The organism is Oceaniovalibus guishaninsula JLT2003 (genome assembly GCF_000299575.1).
In the GTDB taxonomy this organism is placed as follows: Bacteria; Pseudomonadota; Alphaproteobacteria; order Rhodobacterales; family Rhodobacteraceae; genus Palleronia; species Palleronia guishaninsula.
In genome coordinates this window covers 206913-226395 of sequence record NZ_AMGO01000036.1, presented here as the reverse complement: position 1 = coordinate 226395, position 19483 = coordinate 206913, and the positions used below count along the sequence as shown (strand labels likewise).

General features: G+C 68.9%; 18 protein-coding genes. 9 read left to right on the top strand and 9 right to left on the bottom strand.

The window, feature by feature from the left end; all coding sequences use genetic code 11:
* Positions 1-819, top strand: an 819-nt coding sequence (locus tag OCGS_RS09220; RefSeq protein WP_040610824.1) for a SulP family inorganic anion transporter, incomplete at its 5' end; no start/stop codon positions are given.
* 53 nt (positions 820-872) lie between these two features.
* Here the strand turns inward: OCGS_RS09220 and OCGS_RS09215 are convergent.
* From OCGS_RS09215 to groES, 3 genes are all read right to left on the bottom strand, one after another.
* Positions 873-1223, bottom strand: coding sequence for a PRC-barrel domain-containing protein (locus tag OCGS_RS09215; RefSeq protein ID WP_007426975.1), 351 nt, complete (start codon positions 1221-1223; stop codon positions 873-875).
* 161 nt (positions 1224-1384) lie between these two features.
* Complete coding sequence (gene groL / locus OCGS_RS09210) at positions 1385-3034, bottom strand: chaperonin GroEL (protein WP_007426974.1); 1650 nt, start codon at positions 3032-3034, stop codon at positions 1385-1387.
* 46 nt (positions 3035-3080) lie between these two features.
* Positions 3081-3371, bottom strand: coding sequence for a co-chaperone GroES (groES, locus tag OCGS_RS09205; RefSeq protein WP_007426973.1), 291 nt, complete (start codon positions 3369-3371; stop codon positions 3081-3083).
* Positions 3372-3568: 197 nt separating this feature from the next.
* Here groES and OCGS_RS09200 point away from each other — a divergent pair, with 197 nt between their 5' ends.
* Both OCGS_RS09200 and OCGS_RS09195 read left to right on the top strand, forming a co-directional pair.
* Positions 3569-4489, top strand: a complete 921-nt coding sequence (locus tag OCGS_RS09200) for a manganese-dependent inorganic pyrophosphatase (RefSeq protein ID WP_007426972.1) — start codon at positions 3569-3571, stop codon at positions 4487-4489.
* Positions 4490-4642: 153 nt separating this feature from the next.
* Positions 4643-5680, top strand: a complete 1038-nt coding sequence (locus OCGS_RS09195) for a LacI family DNA-binding transcriptional regulator (RefSeq protein WP_007426971.1) — start codon at positions 4643-4645, stop codon at positions 5678-5680.
* Here the strand turns inward: OCGS_RS09195 and mnmC2 are convergent.
* Positions 5668-6345, bottom strand: a complete 678-nt coding sequence (gene mnmC2, locus OCGS_RS09190) for a tRNA (5-methylaminomethyl-2-thiouridine)(34)-methyltransferase MnmC2 (RefSeq protein WP_040610856.1) — start codon at positions 6343-6345, stop codon at positions 5668-5670. The two genes, OCGS_RS09195 and mnmC2, sit on opposite strands and share 13 nt — an antisense overlap.
* A 51-nt stretch (positions 6346-6396) precedes the next feature.
* On the opposite strand from mnmC2, the gene OCGS_RS09185 reads away from it, so the two are divergent.
* The 5 genes from OCGS_RS09185 (at position 6397) to smc (ending at position 13683) form a co-directional block, all read left to right on the top strand.
* On the top strand, positions 6397-7452 hold the full coding sequence (locus OCGS_RS09185) for an NAD(P)/FAD-dependent oxidoreductase (RefSeq protein ID WP_007426969.1): 1056 nt from the start codon (positions 6397-6399) through the stop codon (positions 7450-7452).
* Positions 7453-7480: 28 nt separating this feature from the next.
* Positions 7481-9109, top strand: coding sequence for a thiamine pyrophosphate-binding protein (locus OCGS_RS09180; RefSeq protein ID WP_007426968.1), 1629 nt, complete (start codon positions 7481-7483; stop codon positions 9107-9109).
* Positions 9110-9179: 70 nt separating this feature from the next.
* Positions 9180-9833: a PAQR family membrane homeostasis protein TrhA gene (gene trhA / locus OCGS_RS09175; RefSeq protein ID WP_007426967.1), complete on the top strand. Its 654-nt coding sequence runs from the start codon at positions 9180-9182 to the stop codon at positions 9831-9833.
* Positions 9834-9898: 65 nt separating this feature from the next.
* Positions 9899-10147: a hypothetical protein gene (locus OCGS_RS14575; RefSeq protein WP_007426966.1), complete on the top strand. Its 249-nt coding sequence runs from the start codon at positions 9899-9901 to the stop codon at positions 10145-10147.
* Between the two features lie 89 nt (positions 10148-10236).
* Positions 10237-13683 carry a chromosome segregation protein SMC gene (gene smc / locus OCGS_RS09165; RefSeq protein ID WP_007426965.1) on the top strand — a complete coding sequence of 1149 codons (3447 nt, stop codon included), beginning with the start codon at positions 10237-10239 and terminating at the stop codon, positions 13681-13683.
* Positions 13684-13687: 4 nt separating this feature from the next.
* Here smc and cbiB read toward each other — a convergent pair whose 3' ends face one another.
* The 5 genes from cbiB to OCGS_RS09140 all read right to left on the bottom strand — a co-directional run bounded on the left by cbiB (position 13688) and on the right by OCGS_RS09140 (position 18259).
* Positions 13688-14590: an adenosylcobinamide-phosphate synthase CbiB gene (cbiB, locus tag OCGS_RS09160; RefSeq protein WP_007426964.1), complete on the bottom strand. Its 903-nt coding sequence runs from the start codon at positions 14588-14590 to the stop codon at positions 13688-13690.
* The gene (locus OCGS_RS09155) at positions 14587-15519 is read right to left on the bottom strand and encodes an aminotransferase class I/II-fold pyridoxal phosphate-dependent enzyme (protein ID WP_007426963.1); all 933 of its coding nucleotides are present in this window, start codon (positions 15517-15519) and stop codon (positions 14587-14589) included. The genes cbiB and OCGS_RS09155 overlap by 4 nt, the downstream gene beginning before the upstream one ends.
* Positions 15516-15881: a DUF1636 family protein gene (locus OCGS_RS09150; RefSeq protein ID WP_040610854.1), complete on the bottom strand. Its 366-nt coding sequence runs from the start codon at positions 15879-15881 to the stop codon at positions 15516-15518. Before OCGS_RS09150 ends, OCGS_RS09155 begins: the two co-directional genes overlap by 4 nt.
* 7 nt (positions 15882-15888) lie before the next feature.
* Positions 15889-16893 carry a glutathione S-transferase family protein gene (locus OCGS_RS09145; RefSeq protein ID WP_040610823.1) on the bottom strand — a complete coding sequence of 335 codons (1005 nt, stop codon included), beginning with the start codon at positions 16891-16893 and terminating at the stop codon, positions 15889-15891.
* A gap of 76 nt (positions 16894-16969) precedes the next feature.
* Positions 16970-18259, bottom strand: coding sequence for a DEAD/DEAH box helicase (locus tag OCGS_RS09140; protein ID WP_007426960.1), 1290 nt, complete (start codon positions 18257-18259; stop codon positions 16970-16972).
* Between the two features lie 284 nt (positions 18260-18543).
* Here OCGS_RS09140 and OCGS_RS09135 point away from each other — a divergent pair, with 284 nt between their 5' ends.
* Positions 18544-19476, top strand: coding sequence for an AEC family transporter (locus tag OCGS_RS09135; RefSeq protein ID WP_007426959.1), 933 nt, complete (start codon positions 18544-18546; stop codon positions 19474-19476).
* Positions 19477-19483: the final 7 nt, after the last annotated feature.

Sequence of the window (19483 nt, the reverse complement as noted above, 5' to 3'; positions counted from 1 at the left end):
GCCGATATTCCGGCCGCGTTTCTGGGCAAGATGCAGGGCCTTTGGGCCGCGCGGAGCGACACGGCATGGCAGGCGGTGGCGACGGGGCTGGCCACGATGGCGCTGATCGTCGGATTGCGGCGGATCGCGCCCCGGTTTCCGGGTCTGATCGTCGCGGTCGGGCTGACCTCGGCTATCGTGGTGCTTGCCGCGCTGCCGGTCGATACGATCTTTTCGCGGTTCGGCGCGCTGCCAAGGGGCCTGCCGCGCCCCGTCCTGCCCGAACTGGGCTGGGACCGGATCAGGGCGCTGCTGCCGTCCGCCTTGGTCATCGCCTTTCTGGCCAGCATCGAATCGCTGCTGTCGGCGCTGGTTGCGGACCGCATGATCGGCGGCCGGCATCGTCCCAATGCCGAAGTCGTGGCGCAGGGCGCGGCCAATCTGGGATCGTCGCTGTTCGGCGGGCTTCCGGCCACGGGGGCCATCGCCCGGACGGCGACGAACGTGCGCGCCGGGGGCCGGACGCCGGTGGCGGGGGTGGTGCATGCGCTGACCATCCTGGCGGTCATGGCGCTGGCGGCGCCCTTGGCGGGGTATCTGGCGATGCCCGCGCTGGCGGGGCTGCTGATCCTGACCGCCTGGAACATGAGCGAGCCGCAGAACTGGGGCCGCTACGCGCGCGCGCCCGCGGCGGACAAGGTGCTGCTGGTGCTGACGCTGCTGCTGACGGTGCTGGCCGACCTGACGATCGCCATCGGCGTCGGCGTGGCGCTGGGGCTGGCGTTGAGGCTGCGGCGGCGCGAGGCGCCTCCGACCGACTGGCATACACCCGACCGCTGAGGCGGAAAGAAAAAAGGGCGCCCGAAGGCGCCCCCGCTGCATGGGCCGCGATCCTAGATCCAGTAGGGTTGCGTGCCATAGGTCTGATGCGTGCGCGTTTCCCAATCGCGGTCGTTTTCCCAGCCCGATTGCGATTGCGGCGCTGTCTTGAGTTGATCTTCGGTGATCGAGGTCTTGTAGCCGCCCAGATCGGTGTCGTAGGTCAGCGTGTTCCACGGCACGGGGCGCTCGCTGCCGCCGATGCCCAGCACGCCGCCGAACGTCATCACCGCATAGGCGACCTTGCCCGACCGCTTGTCGATCATCACGCGGTCGATGCTGCCGACCTTGCTGTTGTCAGCGCCGTAAACCGCCGTTCCCGAAACGTCGTTGGCCGCGATGAGGTTGTGATTGCCGGTCGTCATGCCTGGCTCTCCTTCTCGTTAACCACGTTCTGCGATCAAACGGGTATCACGGCGCGATGTTCCGAAGGCGGGCCGCATCTGTCCGGTTCCGAACAGCATCCCCGGCGCAACGAAAAAGGGGCCCCCGAAGGGGCCCCCAACGGTCGGAATGACCGGCGTAATTACATCATGCCGTCCATGCCGCCCATTCCGCCCATGCCGCCGCCCATTCCGGCACCGGCACCTTCTTTTTGCGGCTTGTCGGCGATCATGGCTTCCGTCGTGATCAGCAGGCCGGCGATGGACGCCGCATCCTGAAGCGCGTGACGCACCACCTTGGCCGGGTCGATGACGCCGAACTTGAACATGTCGCCATATTCTTCGGTCTGCGCGTTGAACCCGAACTTGAGGTCGCTGGATTCGCGGATCTTGCCCGCGACGACCGATCCGTCAACGCCCGCATTCTCGGCGATCTGGCGCAGCGGCGCTTCGAGGGCCTTGCGCACGATCGAGATGCCGATGTCCTGGTCGTTGTTCTCGCCCTTGAGACCGTCGAGCGCCTTGGCACCCTGGATCAGAGCGACGCCGCCGCCGACGACGATGCCTTCCTGCACGGCCGCGCGGGTGGCGTTCAGCGCGTCATCGACGCGATCCTTGCGCTCTTTCACCTCGACCTCGGTCATGCCGCCGACGCGGATCACCGCAACGCCGCCGGCCAGCTTGGCCACGCGCTCTTGCAGCTTTTCCTTGTCGTAATCGCTGGTGGTTTCCTCGATCTGCTGGCGAATCTGCGAAACGCGCGCCTCGATCTCGGACTTCTCGCCGTGACCGTCGACGATGGTCGTCTCGTCCTTGGTCAGGCTGATGCGCTTGGCCGAACCCAGCATGTCCATCGTGACGTTTTCCAGCTTCATGCCCAGGTCTTCGCTGATGACCTGACCGCCGGTCAGGATCGCGATGTCCTGCAACATGGCCTTGCGACGGTCGCCGAAGCCCGGTGCCTTGACGGCCGCGATCTTCAGGCCGCCGCGCAGCTTGTTCACGACCAGCGTGGCCAGAGCCTCGCCTTCAACGTCCTCGGCGATGATCAGCAGCGGCTTTTGCGACTGGATCACGGCCTCGAGCAGCGGAACCATCGGTTGCAGCGACGAAAGCTTCTTCTCGTGCAGCAGGACCATGCAGTCCTCCAGCTCGGCGACCATCTTTTCGGGGTTGGTCACGAAGTAGGGCGACAGGTAGCCGCGATCGAACTGCATCCCCTCGACCACGTCGGTCTCGGTCTCGAGGCCCTTGTTCTCCTCGACGGTGATGACACCCTCGTTGCCGACCTTCTGCATCGCGTCGGCGATCTGGCGGCCGATTTCGGCCTCGCCGTTGGCGGAAATCGTGCCGACCTGCGCGACTTCGTCGCTGTCGCTGACGGGACGGGCGGCGTTCTTGATGTGCTCGACGACCTTCGAGGTGGCCAGGTCGATGCCGCGCTTGAGATCCATCGGGTTCATGCCGGCGGCGACCGACTTCAGGCCCTCGCGGATGATCGCCTGCGCCAGAACGGTGGCGGTGGTGGTGCCGTCGCCGGCCTCGTCGTTGGTGCGGGAAGCAACTTCCTTCACCATCTGCGCGCCCATGTTCTCGAACTTGTCCTCAAGCTCGATCTCCTTGGCGACGGTGACGCCGTCCTTGGTGATGCGCGGGGCGCCGAACGATTTGTCGATGACGACGTTGCGGCCCTTGGGCCCCAGCGTCACCTTGACGGCGTCGGCCAGGATGTTGACGCCGCGCAGCATGCGGTCGCGGGCGTTGGTGTTGAACTTGACGTCCTTGGCAGCCATGTGGATGCTCCTTGAATGTCTGGAATTGCAGAATGGAAGGGACGGATCAGGCGGCGATGACGCCCAGGATGTCCGATTCCTTCATGATGAGCAGCTCTTCGCCGTCCAGCGTGATCTCGGTGCCCGACCACTTGCCGAACAGGACCTTGTCGCCCTGCTTGACGTCCATGGCGACGCGGCCGCCGTTTTCGTCACGCGCGCCGGCGCCGACGGCCACGATCTCGCCCTCGGCGGGCTTTTCCTTGGCGTTGTCGGGGATGATCAGACCGCCCTTGGTCTTTTCGTCGGATTCGATACGGCGGACCAGCACGCGGTCGTGCAGCGGTGTGAATGCCATTTCTGAACGCTCCTTCTCGGGTTCGTTGCGTTGGTTCTGGCACTCATCGTCAGAGAGTGCCAACAGCGCGTGAGGTAGGAAATCCGCGCGCGCCTGTCAACGGCATTCGCGTCCGCACGAAACATCCCGTGGCCCCGATGACAAGGGCCGCCGCCGCCCCTATAAGCGCGGCCGAAACCTTATCGAGGGACCGCAACATGACAATTCTCGTCTTCGGCCATACCGGCCCCGACACCGATTCGACCGGATCGCCGGTCATCTGGGCGTGGTATCTGAACGAAGTGCGCGGTCAGGCGGCCGAGGCGGTTCTGCTGGGCCAGCCGAACACCGAAGCCGCCTGGGTGATGCAGCGCTGGGATCTGCCGCAACTTCGCGTCATCGACGATGTCGAGGACGGCCAGCCCGTCGTGATCGTGGACACCAACAACCCTGCCGAGCTTCCGGCCAATATCGGGCGCGCGGACATTCGCGGGATCATCGACCATCACCGGCTGGTCGGCGGGATCGAGACGCGCAATCCGGTCGAGGTGATCCTGCATCCGCTGGCCTGCACCGCGACGCTGATGCACGACCTGATGGGGCAGGACGCGGAAGCGATGCCCGACTGGGTGAAGGGCACGATGCTGTCGTGCATCCTGTCCGACACGCTGGAATTCCGCTCGCCCACCACGACCGACACCGACCGCAAGCTGGCCGAGAAGCTGGCCGCCGAGCTGGACATCCAGGTCCCCGCCTATGCGGCCGAGATGTTCGCGGCCAAATCCGACGTGTCGGCCTTTTCGGATGCCGAGTTGCTGCGGATGGACAGCAAGGAATTCGAGACGGGCGGCAAGACCTTCCGCGTGTCGGTTCTGGAAACCACGTCGCCGCAGATCGTGCTGGAGCGCAAGGACAGCCTGATGCGCGCGATGGAAGACGTGGCGCGCGAGGACAACGTCGATCAGGTGCTGCTGTTCGTCGTCGATATCCTCAAGGAACAGTCGACGCTTCTGGTGCCGAACGACCTGGTCCGCAGCGTGGCCGAGAAAAGCTTCTCGACCGTCTGCGGCGCGGACGAGGTGGTTCTGCCAGGCATCGTCAGCCGCAAGAAGCAGATCATCCCGAACCTCACGGTCTGACGGCGTCAACCGGGGATTAACCCTGGCGGGCCTAGCATGGGCGGCAGCCGGAGGGGCGGTCACTGGCGGCCATCGCCGCCGGTGCTAGCTGTGGTTCGGCGCCGGCGTCTGTGACAAGGTGCCGGAAGTTCGGGCAAACCGTGAGGATCGTGCATGACAGACGACGTTTCGCCGCCCCGCCGCCCGCTGACCCTGCGCGACGTTTCCGAAGTGTCGGGGGTCAGCGAGATGACCGTCAGCCGCGTGCTGCGCAATCGCGGCGATGTCAGCGCCGGCACGCGTGACAAGGTGCTCGCCGCCGCGCGCGATCTGGGATACGTTCCCAACAAGATCGCAGGCGCGCTGGCGTCCAGCCATGTGAACCTTGTCGCTGTCATCATTCCCAGCCTCAGCAACATGGTCTTCCCCGAGGTGATGACCGGCATCACCGAAGTGCTGGACGCGACCGACCTTCAGCCGGTCGTCGGGGTGACGAACTATTCGCCCGAGCGCGAGGAAAAGGTGCTTTACGAGATGCTGTCATGGCGTCCGTCCGGCATCATCCTGGCCGGGATCGAACATTCGGAAGCCAGCCGCAGGATGCTGCGCGCCAGCGGCATTCCCGTGGTCGAGATCATGGATGTGGACGGCGAGCCGGTGGATGCGGTCGTCGGCATCTCGCACCGCCGCGCGGGGCGGCAGATGGCCGAGGCGATCCTGCGCCAGGGATTCGAGCAGATCGGCTTCATCGGCACCAAGATGCCGATGGATCACCGGGCGCGCAAACGGTTCGAGGGCTTTACCGAGGCGCTGGCCAAGCGCGGCATGGAGGTCGTCGATCAGGAATTCTATGACGGCGGATCGGCCCTGAAGAAGGGGCGCGAGATGACGCAGACCCTGCTGGAACGGTCGCCCGACATCGACTTCATCTATTATTCCAACGACATGATCGGCGCGGGCGGCCTGCTGTGGTGTCTGGAACGGAAGATCGACGTGCCCGGTCGGCTGGGACTGGCCGGGTTCAACGGGGTCGATCTGCTGGACGGGTTGCCGTGCCGTCTGGCGACGATGGATGCGGGGCGCGCAGAGATCGGGCGCCAGGCCGCGCGCATCGTGGCGGACCGCGCGGCGGGCGTCGGAACGGCCGGACAGCGCATCGTGCTGGAACCGCGGTTGCAGCCCGGCGATACGCTGAAACGCTACAAGGACTGACCGGCACGAAGGACGGCGCGCGTCATGTGCCGCTTGCGGCCCCAGCCCGGCATGCGCGTCACGTCGAACCCGCCCGCCTGCAAGGCCCGCCGCACATGCCCGGCGGCGGTATAGGTCGCGGCGGTGCCGCCGGGCGCGGTATGGCGCGCGACTTCGGCCAGAAGCGCCTCGGACCAGAGGGCGGGATTGCGCGCGGGCGCGAAGCCGTCGAGAAACCATGCATCCGCGCGCCCCTCCCATCCCGGCAGGGTCTCGCGCGCGTCGCCCACGACAATGCGAAGATCGAGGCCGGGCAGCGTGATGGCGGACCGTCCCGTCCTCCATTCCGCCAGCAGCAGGTCCGAAAGCGCGGCCATCTGCGGAAACGCGGCATGCGCGCGCGCCATGTCGCGGGCGGATATCGGATGCGCCTCGAACGACGTGAACGCCAACTGGCCGGTCTGCCCGGATGCGCGCCATGCCGCCCATGCGCAAAGGGCGTTCAGCCCGGTGCCGAAGCCGGTTTCGGCAATGTGGAACCCCGGACGGAACCGGGCGGGCAGATCGTTGCCGCCCAGAAAGACATGGCGCGTCTCGGCCAACCCGTCCTGCCGCGAAAAGAACGGATCGCCGTAAAGCGTCGAGACGGGCGTGCCGTCCTGCCATTCGATCTGGTCGCGCTGCATCTTCTGCCCTATGCCCGCGCCCATGTCGCATAACAAGCGGGGCTTGCGCCAATGGATGTGACGGTGCGCGGCGCTGGCATCTTCGGTCTGTCCATCGCGTATCTCTGCGTGCGGCGGGGCGCGCGCGTGGCCGTGATCGACCCGGCCGGGCCGGGGGCGGGCGCGTCGGGCGGCCTCGTCGGCGCACTGGCCCCCCATGTGCCCGAAAACTGGAACGCGAAGAAGGCGTTTCAACTCGACAGCCTGCTTGCCGCCGAATCCTTCTGGCGCGATGTCGCCGGGACCGGTGGCGGCGATCCGGGCTATGTCCGGTCGGGGCGGCTTCAGCCCCTGGCCGACGATGGGTCCGTGGCGCTGGCACGCGAACGGTCGGCTTCGGCGGCGGCCCTGTGGCGCGGTCGGGCCGTCTGGTCGGTCGAGGGCGCACCGCGGGGTTGGGCACCCGCAACGCCCATCGGGCTGGTTGTCCGCGATACGCTGTCCGCGCAGCTGCATCCGCGGCGGGCCATCGACGCGCTGGTGCGGGCGCTGGCGGCGTCGGGCGTGCGCACCGAGCCCGAGGGGCCGGACCGTGGGGCGGTCGTCTGGGCGACGGGCGCGCAGGGGCTGGCCGACCTGTCCGCGGTGCTGGGGCAGGAGGTGGGCCGCGCGGTCAAGGGGCAGGCGGCGCTGCTGCGTCACGATGCGCGGGGTATGCCGCACATCTTCGCCGACGGTCTGCATGTCATCGCCCATGACGATGGAACGGTGGCCGTCGGATCGACGACCGAGCGCGACTTCGCCGATCCCGCGGGCACCGATGCGCGGCTCGACGATATCGTCGCACGGGCGCGCCTTGCCGTTCCGGGGCTGGCCGGGGCCGGGATCGTCGCGCGCTGGGCCGGGCTGCGTCCGCGTGCCCGCAGCCGCGCGCCGATGCTGGGGCCATGGCCGGGGCGTCCGGGGCATTACATCGCCAATGGCGGCTTCAAGATCGGCTTCGGCATGGCCCCGCGCGTGGCCGAGGCGATGGCCGATCTGATGCTGGACGGGCGCGACGCCATTCCCGCCGGCTTTCGCGTGACGGACAATCTGAAAGCTTGCGAAGGCGGGCATCCGTCAGCCTAATGCGCCCGACAGAAGACGGAGAGTTGCGATGCGGCATGGCGGCGAAATCCTTGTGGCGGCACTGAAGGCGCAGGGGGTCGATCGGGTCTTTTCCGTTCCGGGCGAAAGCTTCCTCGCGGCGCTGGACGGCCTGCATGGCAGCGGCATCCGCAATGTCGTCTGCCGTCACGAGGGCGGTGCCGCGATGATGGCCGAGGCGGACGGCAAGCTGACCGGGCGGCCGGGCGTCGTCATGGTGACGCGCGGGCCGGGCGCCTGCAACGCGTCGTCCGGCCTGCATGTGGCGCGGCAGGACAGCACGCCGCTGGTCTGTTTCGTCGGGCAGATCGCGCGCGCCCATCGCGACCGCGAGGCGTTTCAGGAGGTCGATTATCGCGCGATGTTCGGTCCGTTGGTCAAATGGGCGGCCGAGGTGGACCAGACCGAACGGCTGCCCGAATACGTCATGCGGGCGTTCCATATCGCCACGTCCGGCCGCCCCGGCCCGGTGGTTCTGGCTTTGCCCGAAGACATGCTGTCGGCCCAGGCGGACACCCCCGATCTTGCCGCGACGGCCCCGGTATCGGGCGGTGTGACCGACGCCATGCTGTCGGCCATCGAAGCGCGGCTGGACGCGGCGCGGCGGCCGCTGGTTGTGCTCGGCGGCAGCGACTGGTCGCAGGAGGCGGCGGAGGGCATCCGCGCCTTTGCCGAAGGGCGGGGTCTGCCCGTGGCGGTCAGCTTTCGCCGGCAGGGGCATATCGACAACCGATCGCCCTGCTATGCCGGCGATCTGGGGGTGGGGATGAACCCGGCGCTGGGTGCCACCCTTGCCGCGTCCGACTGCCTGCTGGTTCTGGGTGCGCGTCTGGGCGACATCGCCAGCGGCGGCTATCGCCATATCGACCCGGCGGCGCCCCCGCCGATCGTCCACATCCATCCCGACCCGGACGAGATCGGCAAGGTGTTCCGTGCCGATCTGGGCATCGTCGCGCGCGCGGCCGAGGTTGCCGTGGCTTTGGGCCGACGCGCGGCCCCCCCCGCTGCCGCCCCCGTCGCCCGCGCCGATTACGAGGCGTGGCAGGATCCCCGCCCCACATCCGGCCGGGTGCGGATGGAGGATGTCGTGACCTGGCTGTCCGCGAACCTGCCTGAAGATGCCATCGTCACCAACGGCGCGGGAAACTATGCCGCCTGGCTGCACCGCTATTTCCGGTTCAAGCGATACGGCACGCAACTGGCGCCGACCAGCGGCAGCATGGGCTATGGCTTTCCTGCCGCCATCGCCGCATCGCTTCGGCATCCGGGCTGCGCGGTGGTGTGCCTGGCGGGCGACGGGTGCTTCCAGATGACCCTGAACGAGATGTCGACGGCCGTTCAGCATGGCGCCGCGCCTGTGGTCATCGTCTGCAACAACGGCCGCTACGGCACGATCCGCGTTCACCAGGAACGCGCCTATCCCGGCAGGGTCAGCGGCACCGACCTTGCCAACCCCGACTTCGCCGCCCTGGCCCGCGCCTATGGCGGCCACGGCGAAATCGTCGAGGACAACGCCGATCTTGCCGCCGCATTCGACCGCGCGCGGAGGTCGGGCACGGTTGCGGTGATCGAATTGCGGCTCGATCCCGACGTGCTGTCGCCGACGCTGTCGCTGACGGGGATGCAGACGGCGCGCTGACGGCGCCATTGGCGTCACGTGACCGTGCGGCTTCATTGTTCGGTCACAATCCGCGCCTATACTGCCTTCCATGTGGAAGCTCGACCCCAGAACGACCTATTCGCCGGCCGAGCGGTTCTCGGACGCCGTGGTGCATTATATCGGCGTTGTTCTGGCGTTGAGCGGCGTGCCGGTCCTGGTGGTGCTGGCCGTGCTCTTGCGGGGCGACTGGGCGTCGATCACCGGCATCGCCGTCTATGGCGCCTGCCTTCTGGCGATGCTGGTCTGTTCGGCGCTTTACAACATCACCCACGGGGGGCGATGGACGGCTTTGTTCCGGCGGCTGGATCATTCGGCGATCTACCTCAAGATCGCGGGGACGTTCACGCCACTGGTCGCCCTGACCGGCGCCGCCGGTCTGCCCCTGCTGGCCGGGCTGTGGGGGGCGGCGCTGGGCGGCACGTCGCTGAAGGTCTGGGCGCCGGACCGTCTGCGGTGGCTTGGGCTGTCCATCTATCTGGGGATGGGGTGGATCGGCGTCTTTGCCGGGGCCAGCGTGCTGGATGCGCTGTCGCCCGCGGCCTGGCGACTGGTGGTGGCGGGGGGGCTGATCTATACGCTCGGCGTCGCGTTTTTCCTTTGGGACCGCCTGCCGTTCCATACGACGATCTGGCATGTCTTCGTGTTGGTCGCCACGGTGCTGTTCTATGTCGCGATGACGGTCGAGGTGGTGCGCGTCGCCTGACCGGCGCCCTTGCCGCGGTCCGGGGCAAGGGCCATATCGCAGGCGATCAGCGACAGGGAAACGTCATGGATTACAAGAAAAGCGGCGCGGCCAAGGGCGGCAGGAACGCACCCCGCCATCACGAACGCAACGCCAAGGGCGGTCAGGACAACCCCTTCGGGCCGAAACGCAAGGGCCCCAGGCCCGAGACGCCGGAAGGCACGCTGGACAAGCCATCGACGGGCCAGGACGATTTCGCCATCGACGAACGCGGCGGCAAGAACATCCGCGGCCCCGAAGGGCATGCCAAGGAACGCCACGACTACGATGAGTAGGGGACGCCCCGCCATCCGGTGAAACCGGGCGGCTTCGTTGACTTGACGCGGCCGGCATGGAAGATTCCCGCAAATGGGGACAATCTGACATGCGGTTCACAAGGCTGCGCCTCAACGGGTTCAAGTCGTTCGTGGACCCTACCGATCTGGTGATCCGCGACGGTCTGACCGGCGTTGTCGGTCCCAATGGCTGCGGCAAGTCGAACCTTCTGGAAGCGCTGCGCTGGGTCATGGGCGAACATCGGCCGACCGCGATGCGCGGCGGCGGGATGGAGGATGTGATCTTTGCGGGTGCCGCCAGCCGCACGGGCCGCAATTTCGCCGAAGTTTCCCTGCATATCGACAATACCGACCGCCTCGCGCCCGCTGCCTTCAACGATGCCGACGCGATCGAGGTGGTGCGCCGCATCACCCGCGATGCGGGGTCGGCCTATCGCATCGGCGGCCGCGAGGTCCGCGCGCGCGATGTGCAGATGCTGTTCGCCGACGCCGCCAGCGGGGCGCAGTCGCCGGCGCTGGTCCGGCAGGGGCAGATCAGCGAGTTGATCGCCGCCAAGCCGACCGCCCGCCGCCGCATACTCGAGGATGCGGCCGGGATCGCGGGACTTTATCAGCGCCGACACGAGGCCGAGGCGAAGCTGCGCGCGGCCGAGGCGAACCTTGCCCGTCTCGACGACGTCATTGCGCAACTGGCGGGGCGTCTGGCGCAACTGGCGGCGCAGGTGCGGCAGGCCGACCGCTATCGCGCCATTGCCGAGGCGCTGCGCGCGGCCGAGAAGCGGCTGGCCCTCGCCCGCTGGATCCAGGCCGTCGCCGCGCAGACCGAAGCGGCCGAGGCGTTGCGCGCGGCGCGGATCGAGGCGGCTCGGGCCGGGCGTGTGGCGCAGGATGCCGCTGCTGCGCGCGCCGAGGCCGATCGGGTGCTGCCGCCCCTGCGCGACGAGGCCGCGATTGCCGGCGCCCTGGTTCAGCGGCTTCAGGCGCAAAGCGGATCGTTGGGCGAACGGTCGGCGCGCGCGCGGGACAGGATCGGCGGCCTTCGGGCGCGCGTCGCGCAGATCGACCGGGACGCCGCGCGAGAGGATGCGCTGAACCGCGACGCCGACACGACCGTCGCCGCGCTGGACGCCGAAGCGGCGGAGTTGCGGCAAGCCGCACGCGGGCAGGCCGAAAGGATCGCCGCCGCCGACAGCGCCGCCGCCCAGGCCGAGGAATCGCTGGCCGGGCTAGAGGCGCGTCTTGCCGGCAAGGTCGACACCGCCGCGCGGCTTGGCGCGCATCACGATGCCGCGGGCCGTCGATTGGCGTCGGTGCAAGATACGCTGACCCGGCTGGCGGCGGCGAAGGACCGGGCCGCGAACGATCTGACGAAGGCGCGACAGGTTGCGGCGCAGACCTGCACGGCGGCTGAAGCAGCGACCGAGGCCGCCGCGAAGGCCCGCGATGATGCGGCCGGGGCGGATCGTGCGCTGGCCGGGGCCGAGAGGGCCTTGGCGGAAGCCCGGACGCGGGACACGGCCAGCGGTGTCGATGCCGCCCAAGCCGAGGGCGCCGCCGCGACCCTGCGGGCGGAAACCGCGACGCTGGAACGCCTGCTGCGGCAAGACGCCCCGCAAGCCCGGCAGGCCCTCGACGATGTCGAGGTGGCGCCGGGTTTCGAGGCGGCCCTTGCCGCCGCATTCGGCGACGATCTGGCCGCACCGCTGACCACAAGCGCGCCGGGCTGGGTGGCCCGCGACGATATGGGCACGCTGTCGGCGCTGCCGACCGGGGCGGAGCCGCTGGCGGCGCATGTGACGGCCCCCCCGGCCTTGCGCCTGCGGCTTTCGCAGGTCGGCATCGTCGCGCCGGACATGGCCGAGCGGGCGCAGGCAGAACTGCGGCCCGGCCAGCGGCTGGTCAGCATGCAGGGCGCAGTATGGCGATGGGACGGGTTCAGTGCTGCGGCGGGTGCTGCTTCTGGTGCGACCGCGCGAAGGCTGGAGCAGCGAAACCGGCTGGCCGCGCTCGGCCGCGATCTGGCCGAGGCCGAGGCGATGGCGGCGGCGGCGCGTGCCGCGCAGGCGCGCGATGCCTTGGAACATGCCGCCGCTGCGGCCACCGAAAAGGATGCGCGAACCCACCGGCGGACGGCGCAAACCGCCCTGAACGACGCCGAACGGGCGATGAACCGCGCCGCGGCGGCGGCGGAACTGGCGTCAAACCGTGCCGAAGACGCGCGCCGCACCGCCGAGCGGCTGGCCGAGGAGGAGGCCGCGGCGCGTTCCGATGCGCAGAAGGCCCGTCAGGCCCTCGACGCGCTGGACGATCCGCAGGCGGCGCAGGCCGCGACAGAGGATGCGCGCGCCGAGGTCGCCGAAGCCCGCCGGCATGTCCTGTCGTGCCGGTCGGCCCGCGATGCCGAAAGGTCTGCGGCGGATGCCCGCACGGCGCGGTTGGAGAGACTATCGCGGGATGCGGCGACCTGGCGCGAGCGGCTGCAAAGCGCCGGCGCCCGTCTGGCTGATCTTGCCGAACGCCGCGACCGCGCCCTGTCCGATCGGGCCGAGGCCGAGAGGGCGCCCGCCCGGCTGGAGGAGGAGCGTCGCGCGCTGGAGGCCGATCTGTCGCAGGCCGGGCGGCGCAGGGCACTGGCCGACGAGGCAATGGCGCGTGCCCAGACCGAGGCCGCCCGCGCGGCCGAGACGGAGCGCGCCGCCGAACGCGCCGCGGGTGCCGCGCGCGAGGATTGCGCGCGCGCCGAAGGCCGGCAGGGCGCGGCGCAGGCTGCCTTGGCGCAGGTCGAGGCGCGCATCGGCGACGAGCTGGACGTGTCGCCTCGCGATCTGGCACTGGAATTGGCCGCCGAGGGTGCGGCGCAGGATGTCGGTTCGCTGGAAGGCGAGGTCGCGCGCCTGCGGCGCAAGCGCGACGGGCTGGGCGCGGTCAACCTGCGCGCCGCCGAGGATGCGCGCGAGGCGAGCGCCGAACACGACCGTATCGCCGCCGAGAAGGCCGATCTGGAACAGGCCATCGCGGCGCTGCGCACTGGCATCGCCGGCCTGAACCGCGACGGCCGCGAGCGTCTCTTGACCGCGTTCGAGCAGGTGAATGCGAATTTCGGGATGCTGTTCAAGACGCTGTTCGGCGGCGGCGAGGCGCGGCTTGACCTGGTCGAAAGCGACGATCCGCTGGATGCGGGGCTGGAAATCCTGTGCCAGCCGCCCGGCAAGCGGCTGAGCGCGTTGTCGCTGCTGTCTGGGGGCGAACAGACGCTTTGCGCGATGGCGCTGATCTTCGCGGTCTTTCTGGCCAATCCCGCGCCCATCTGCGTGCTGGACGAGGTGGACGCGCCGCTCGACGATGCGAATGTCACGCGGTTCTGCGATTTTCTGGACGAGATGACGCGGCGCACCGCCACCCGGTTTCTAGTGATTACTCACCATGCGGTGACGATGGCGCGGATGGACCGGCTGTTCGGCGTCACGATGGGCGAACAGGGCGTCAGCCAGTTGGTCAGCGTCGATCTGCGCCGGGCCGAGACGCTGGTGGCCTGACCGCTCAGCCCACCGTCAGCGCCAGCACCGCGGCAAGGCCCAGCAGGACGGCCCATGCCTTCCACAGCAACGTGACGGCCGCGTCGATTTCCGCCGGACCGATATCGCGGCGGCCGGGCGCGTTGACGAAGGGAAAATCCCGCATCCGCCCGTCATAGGACCGGGGACCGGACAGCGCCACGCCCAGGGCCACCGCCATTGCCGCCTCGGGCCAGCCCGCATTGGGCGACCGATGCAGCGGCGCGTCGATGCGGATCCGCGCCCAGCCGCGCCAGGCGCCGCCCGCGCCCGCGATCAGCAACGCGGTCAGGCGCGCGGGCACCCAGTTCAGCGCGTCGTCCAGCCGTGCCGCCGCCCAGCCGAACCGTTCGTGGCGGGGCGTGCGATGGCCGATCATGCTGTCGGCGGTGTTGACCAGCTTGTAGACGATCAGCCCCGGCAGACCGAGGATCGCGAACCAGAAGGCCGGCGCGACCACGCCGTCGCCCAGATTCTCGGCGGCGGATTCGATGGCCGCGCGGGCGATGGCGGGCGGGTCCATCGCCTGCGTGTCGCGTCCGACGATCATCGCCACGACCTTTCGCCCCTCGGGCAGCGACCGGCGCAGGGCCTCTGCGACGGCGGCGACATGTTGCGCCAGGCTGCGCTGCGCCAGCAGGATCGCGGCGACCGGCACCGTCGCGACAGGCCCCAGCGACGCAATGGCCGCGCCGATGGCCCATGCCACCGCGATCAGGCCGGCCAGCGCCAGCACCCCCGCCGCGCGCGGATCCGCGCCCCTGTTGAACCGTGCATCGGCCCAGCCCACCGCCCGGCCCATCAGGATGGCGGGATGCGGCAGGCGCGACCACAGCCAGCGCGGTTCGCCCAATGCGGCATCCAGCAGCAGGGCCAGAACCAGCGTCACGTCAGCGCGCGCGCCAGACGGTCGAACCCTTCGGGCGACGGCAGGCCCAGCCGCAGCCATGTCCGCGAATAGGGGAACGTCCGCCCAAGGATCTGGTGCCGCGCCAGACGGTCCTTCCAGTCTGCGGCGTCTTCGGTGCGGTATAGCCGGAACAGCGGCGTGCCCCCGGCGACCTGCGCCCCCGCCGCGACCACCAGCGCGTCCAGCCGCCGGGCATCGTCGGCAAGCCTGCGGCGCGTGTCTTCGGCCCATTGCCGGTCGCCCAGCGCCAGCGTCCCGACATGCAGCGCCGCCCCCGAGACCGCCCACGGACCCAGCGCATCGGCCAGCCGGTCCAGAAGGGCCGGATCGCCGATGGCAAAGCCCAGCCGCAGCCCGGCCAGCCCCCAGAACTTGCCGAAGCTTTTCAGCACCAGAACACCGGGGCGGGTTGCCTGAGCGACATGCGATCTGTCCGGTGCGATGTCGCAGAAACTTTCGTCGATCACCGTCAGCGGGGCATCGGGCGGGCGTTCGTGGAAGCGTCCGTCGGGGTTGTTGGGATGCACGATCACGGCGGCATCCGATAGCCCGCTTTCGGCCACCTGCCAGCCCGCCGCGCGGAAGGATGCGGCATGTTCGTTATAGGTCGGGCCGGGGATGGTCACGCGTTTGCCCGCCGCTGTCAGGGGTATCCGCGCGATCAGGGCCGACGCCCCCGGCGCGGCAAGGATCCCCGCGCCTTCGGGCACCGTCCAGAAGCGGCGCGCGGCCTCGATCAGGGCGGCCTGCGCGGCACGGTCCGGCAGCGCCGTCCAGCATTCGGGCGGGAGGGGGGGCAGGGGATAGGGGATCGGGTTGATGCCCGTGGACAGGTCCAGCCAATCCGCCCGTGCGCCGCCCCAGCGCGCGGTTGCGGCGTCGATCCCGCCGCCGTGATCGCGCGTCATCGCGGCAGGGGCGGGTGGCGGGTGACGAAGTGCGCCTTGATCCTTTCGGGCCAGTCCCGCCACGGAACCACGCCGCTGTCGCTGGTCGCATGATGGCGGGCATAGGCGACGATCGCCGCCGCCGTGGCGGAATCGGGATCGAGGCGGCCCAAAGTATATGCCATCTTGCCCTCGGCCTGGATCGCCACGTTGCAGCCTTGCGAACAGCCCATCAGACAGGGATGCCGCCGCGTGCGAACGTCCGTGCCCTGCGCCGCCGCCTCGACCAGCGCGGCCAGCCGCTCTCCGTCCGTGGTCGAGATGTCGCCGGGAACCCAGCCATTCAGACGGCAGGTCTCGCAGATCGTGATCCAGGTGGTCATCGTGCCGTCAGCGGTCGAAGCGGGCATCGCGCCCATGCGGCTCGGTCCAGTCGATCACCGGGTTGATGGGGATGATCCGGTGCGGATTGATCGTCGGATGACTGTAATGGTAGTGGCGCACGATGTGGTCGAAATGGATCGTGTCGGCGATCGTCGATCCGTCGGGGCAGCGCCACTGATACAGTTCGCGCGTATAGGCCCAGAGGTTCGGGTAATCGACGATCCGGCGCCGGTTGCACTTGAAATGCTGGTGATAGACCAGATCGAACCGCACCAGGGTGGAAAACAGCCGCCAATCGGCCTCGGTGATGCGGTCGCCCATCAGATAGCGGCGCGTCGCCAGCCGATCCTCCAGCCAATCGAGCGTGTCGAACAGCGGATGCACCGCTGCTTCATAGGCGCTTTGGGTCGTGGCGAAGCCGGCCTTGTAGACGCCGTTATTGACCGTGTTGTAGATCCGCTCGTTCACCGGCTCGATGGCGTCGCGCAGATCTTCTGGCCAGTATCTGTCGTCGTTGCCGGTCAGCCCGTCGAACGCCGAATCGAACATGCGAATGATCTCGGCGCTTTCGTTGCTGACGATGGTGTTGCGTTCCAAGTCCCACAGGATCGGCACCGTCACCCGCCCCGATGCCCTGGGGTTGGCCCGCAGATAGAGGTCGCGCGCGAAGGGCAGGCCGAAAACCCTGTCCCCCGTCGCGCCATCGAAATCGGTGCGAAACTCCCACCCTTCGGCCAGCATGTCGGGATGGACGGCCGACACCTCGATCAGCGGCCTCAGCGATTTCAGGTTGCGGAAGAACAGCGCCCGGTTGGCCCAGGGGCAGGCATAGGAGACATAGAGATGATAGCGCCCGGCCTCGGCCTTGAAGCCGCCTTCGCCCGACGGCCCGGCGCTGCCGTCGGCGGTGATCCAGTTGCGGTATCGGGCGGTGTCGCGCTGGAACGCGCCGCCCTGACTGTCGGTGTCGTACCATTCGTCGCGCCAGATGCCGTCGACAAGCCTGCCCATGATCGCCCCCTGTCCTTGTCGCGCCGGACTAGCAGGTTCGGTGCGCGGTGAAAACTCGGCGGCGACGGATCGACGATCAGGCCGCGCGCCGGTTCCCACCGCCGCCGCCGCTGCGCCGTCTGCGCGCGGGCTTGGCGGCCCCGGTCTTCATCCCGGCCTTGACGGCGGGCTTGCCCTGCGGCTTGCCGCCGGGACGGCCGCGACCACCCCCGCGGCCCTGCGGTTCGGGGGCCACGGGTGTCCAGGGCGCGCCCGACGCGACCGTCACCTTGGTTTTCAGCACCTTCTCGATGTCCCATAGATAGCCCATCTCGTCCGGGGCGGCGAAGGCGATGGCCTGGCCCGACCGGCCCGCGCGCGCCGTCCGTCCGATGCGGTGGACGTAATTCTCGGCCACGTTGGGCAGGTCGTAGTTATAGACGTATTCGACCCCCGGAATGTCGATGCCGCGCGCGGCGACATCGGTGGCGACCAGCACCAGAATGCTGCCTTCCTTAAAGCCAGCGATGGCGCGGTCGCGCTGGCCCTGGCTTTTGTTGCCGTGGATCGACGCGGCCTTGTAGCCGTCACGGTCGAGCTGCTTCATCAGCTTCTCGGCACCGTGCTTGGTGCGCGCGAAGACCAGCGCGCGGTCGCCGGGATGCTTGTTCAGCATCTCGCGCAGCAGGTCGGTCTTGCCGTCCTTCGAGACGAAATGCACCTCCTGCTCGACCTTGTCGGCGGCCTGGCCGGGGCGCGCCACCTCGATGCGGATGGGGTTCATCAGATAGCTGTTGGCGATTTCGTTCATCAGCTTGGGCATGGTGGCCGAGAACAGCATCGTCTGCCGTTCCTTGGCCAGCAGCGGCGCGATCCGGCGCAGCGCGTGGATGAACCCCATGTCGAGCATCTGGTCCGCCTCGTCCAGCACCAGAAACCGGGTTTCGTCCAGACGCACGGCGCGCCGGTCCAGCAGGTCGATCAGACGGCCGGGCGTCGCCACCAGCAGATCGACGCCGCGTTCCAGCCGGCCGATCTGGCGGTTGATGCTGACGCCCCCGACGACGATGGCGACGGACAGATGCGTGCCGCCGGCATAATCGCGCAGATTCTCGGCAATCTGGTTGGCCAGTTCGCGCGTCGGTGCCAGGATGAGGCCGCGCGCCGTCTTGGGGGCGGGCTTGGTCCCCTCGCCGGTCAGGGCGTGGATCAGCGGCAGGCCGAAGGCCGCTGTCTTGCCGGTGCCGGTCTGCGCCAGCCCCATCACGTCGCGGCCGTTCATGGCATGCGGAATGGCCTGTTTCTGGATCGGCGTCGGGTCGGTGATGCCTTGGGCGCGCAGGCGCTCCACCAGTTTGGGCGCAAGGCCCAGCATATCGAAATCCATGAAGGATGTCCTTTGGAATAGCAGCGCATCCGGCACGAGGCCGGGCGCAAGACGGGATGCACGGTCGCTGACGAGAAGCCGAATTGCCCCTGCGCCGTGCCGCGCGCCTCCCCGCGTGATCTGGGAAACCTTGCGCCGGTCCATGGAGCCTGGCGCGCGCTGGCGTCAGGCCGTCTGCTCACGCGGCAGGGAACGGCGTCTTGGCCTGCATATCGGGCGCAGGGCCGCCGAAGTCAAGCGCGTTCGCGGTGGCCTGCCTGCGCCGGTTCGGCTAATCGCAGGGCATGATTGCCGTTCTTCAGCAGACGCTGCCCTTCTTCGCGCTGATCGGCCTTGGCTGGCTGGCGGGGCGGCGGGGCATGTTCGACGCCGCCGCGACCGCCGCGCTGACCAAGTTCGTGTTCTATTTCGCGCTGTCGGCGATGCTGTTCCGGTTCTCGTCCGAACTCGATCTGGCGCAAGTGATCGACGCGCGGTTCCTGCTGGCCTATCTGGTCCCGTCGGCACTGGTCTATGCGCTGGCGACAATCGTGGCGCTGGTCCGGCGGCGCGGCGTGCTGGAGGCCGCGGTCGAGGCGCAATGCGCGGTCATCGGCAATGTCGGCTTTCTGGGCATTCCGATGCTGGTGCTTTTGCTGGGAACCGATGCCATCGGCCCGGTGGTGCAGGTTCTGGCCGTCGATCTGATCGTCTTCGGCAGTCTGATCGTCATCCTAATCACCGCCGCGCGCGAGGGCCGGGTGCGGCTGCGGACATTGGGCGCGGTCGGTCTGGGACTGGTCCGCAACCCGATGATCGTGTCCGTTGTCGCGGGGCTGGCCTGGGCGGCGACGGGCTGGACGATGCCCGTGCCCGCCGCGTCGTTCGTGGCGATCCTGGGGGCGGCGGCGACGCCGGGCGCGCTGTTCGCCATCGGCGCGTCGCTGGCGGGCAAGTCGGCGGAACGGCTGTCGGTCGCGCTGTGGCTTTCGACCTGCAAGCTGGTGCTGCATCCGGCGGCGGTCGCCGTCAGCGCGCTGCTGGTCTTCGGGGTGGATCCCTATGCGGCCGGGGTGATGACCGCGGCGGCCGCGCTGCCGGTCGCGGGCAATGTCTATATCATCGCGCAGGCTTACGGCGTCGCGCCGATGCGCGCCTCGACCTCGATCCTGGTCTCGACCGTGCTGTCGGTGATGACGTTCACCGGGGCAATGGCCTTGCTGGGCCGGTTGGGCTAGCGTCGCG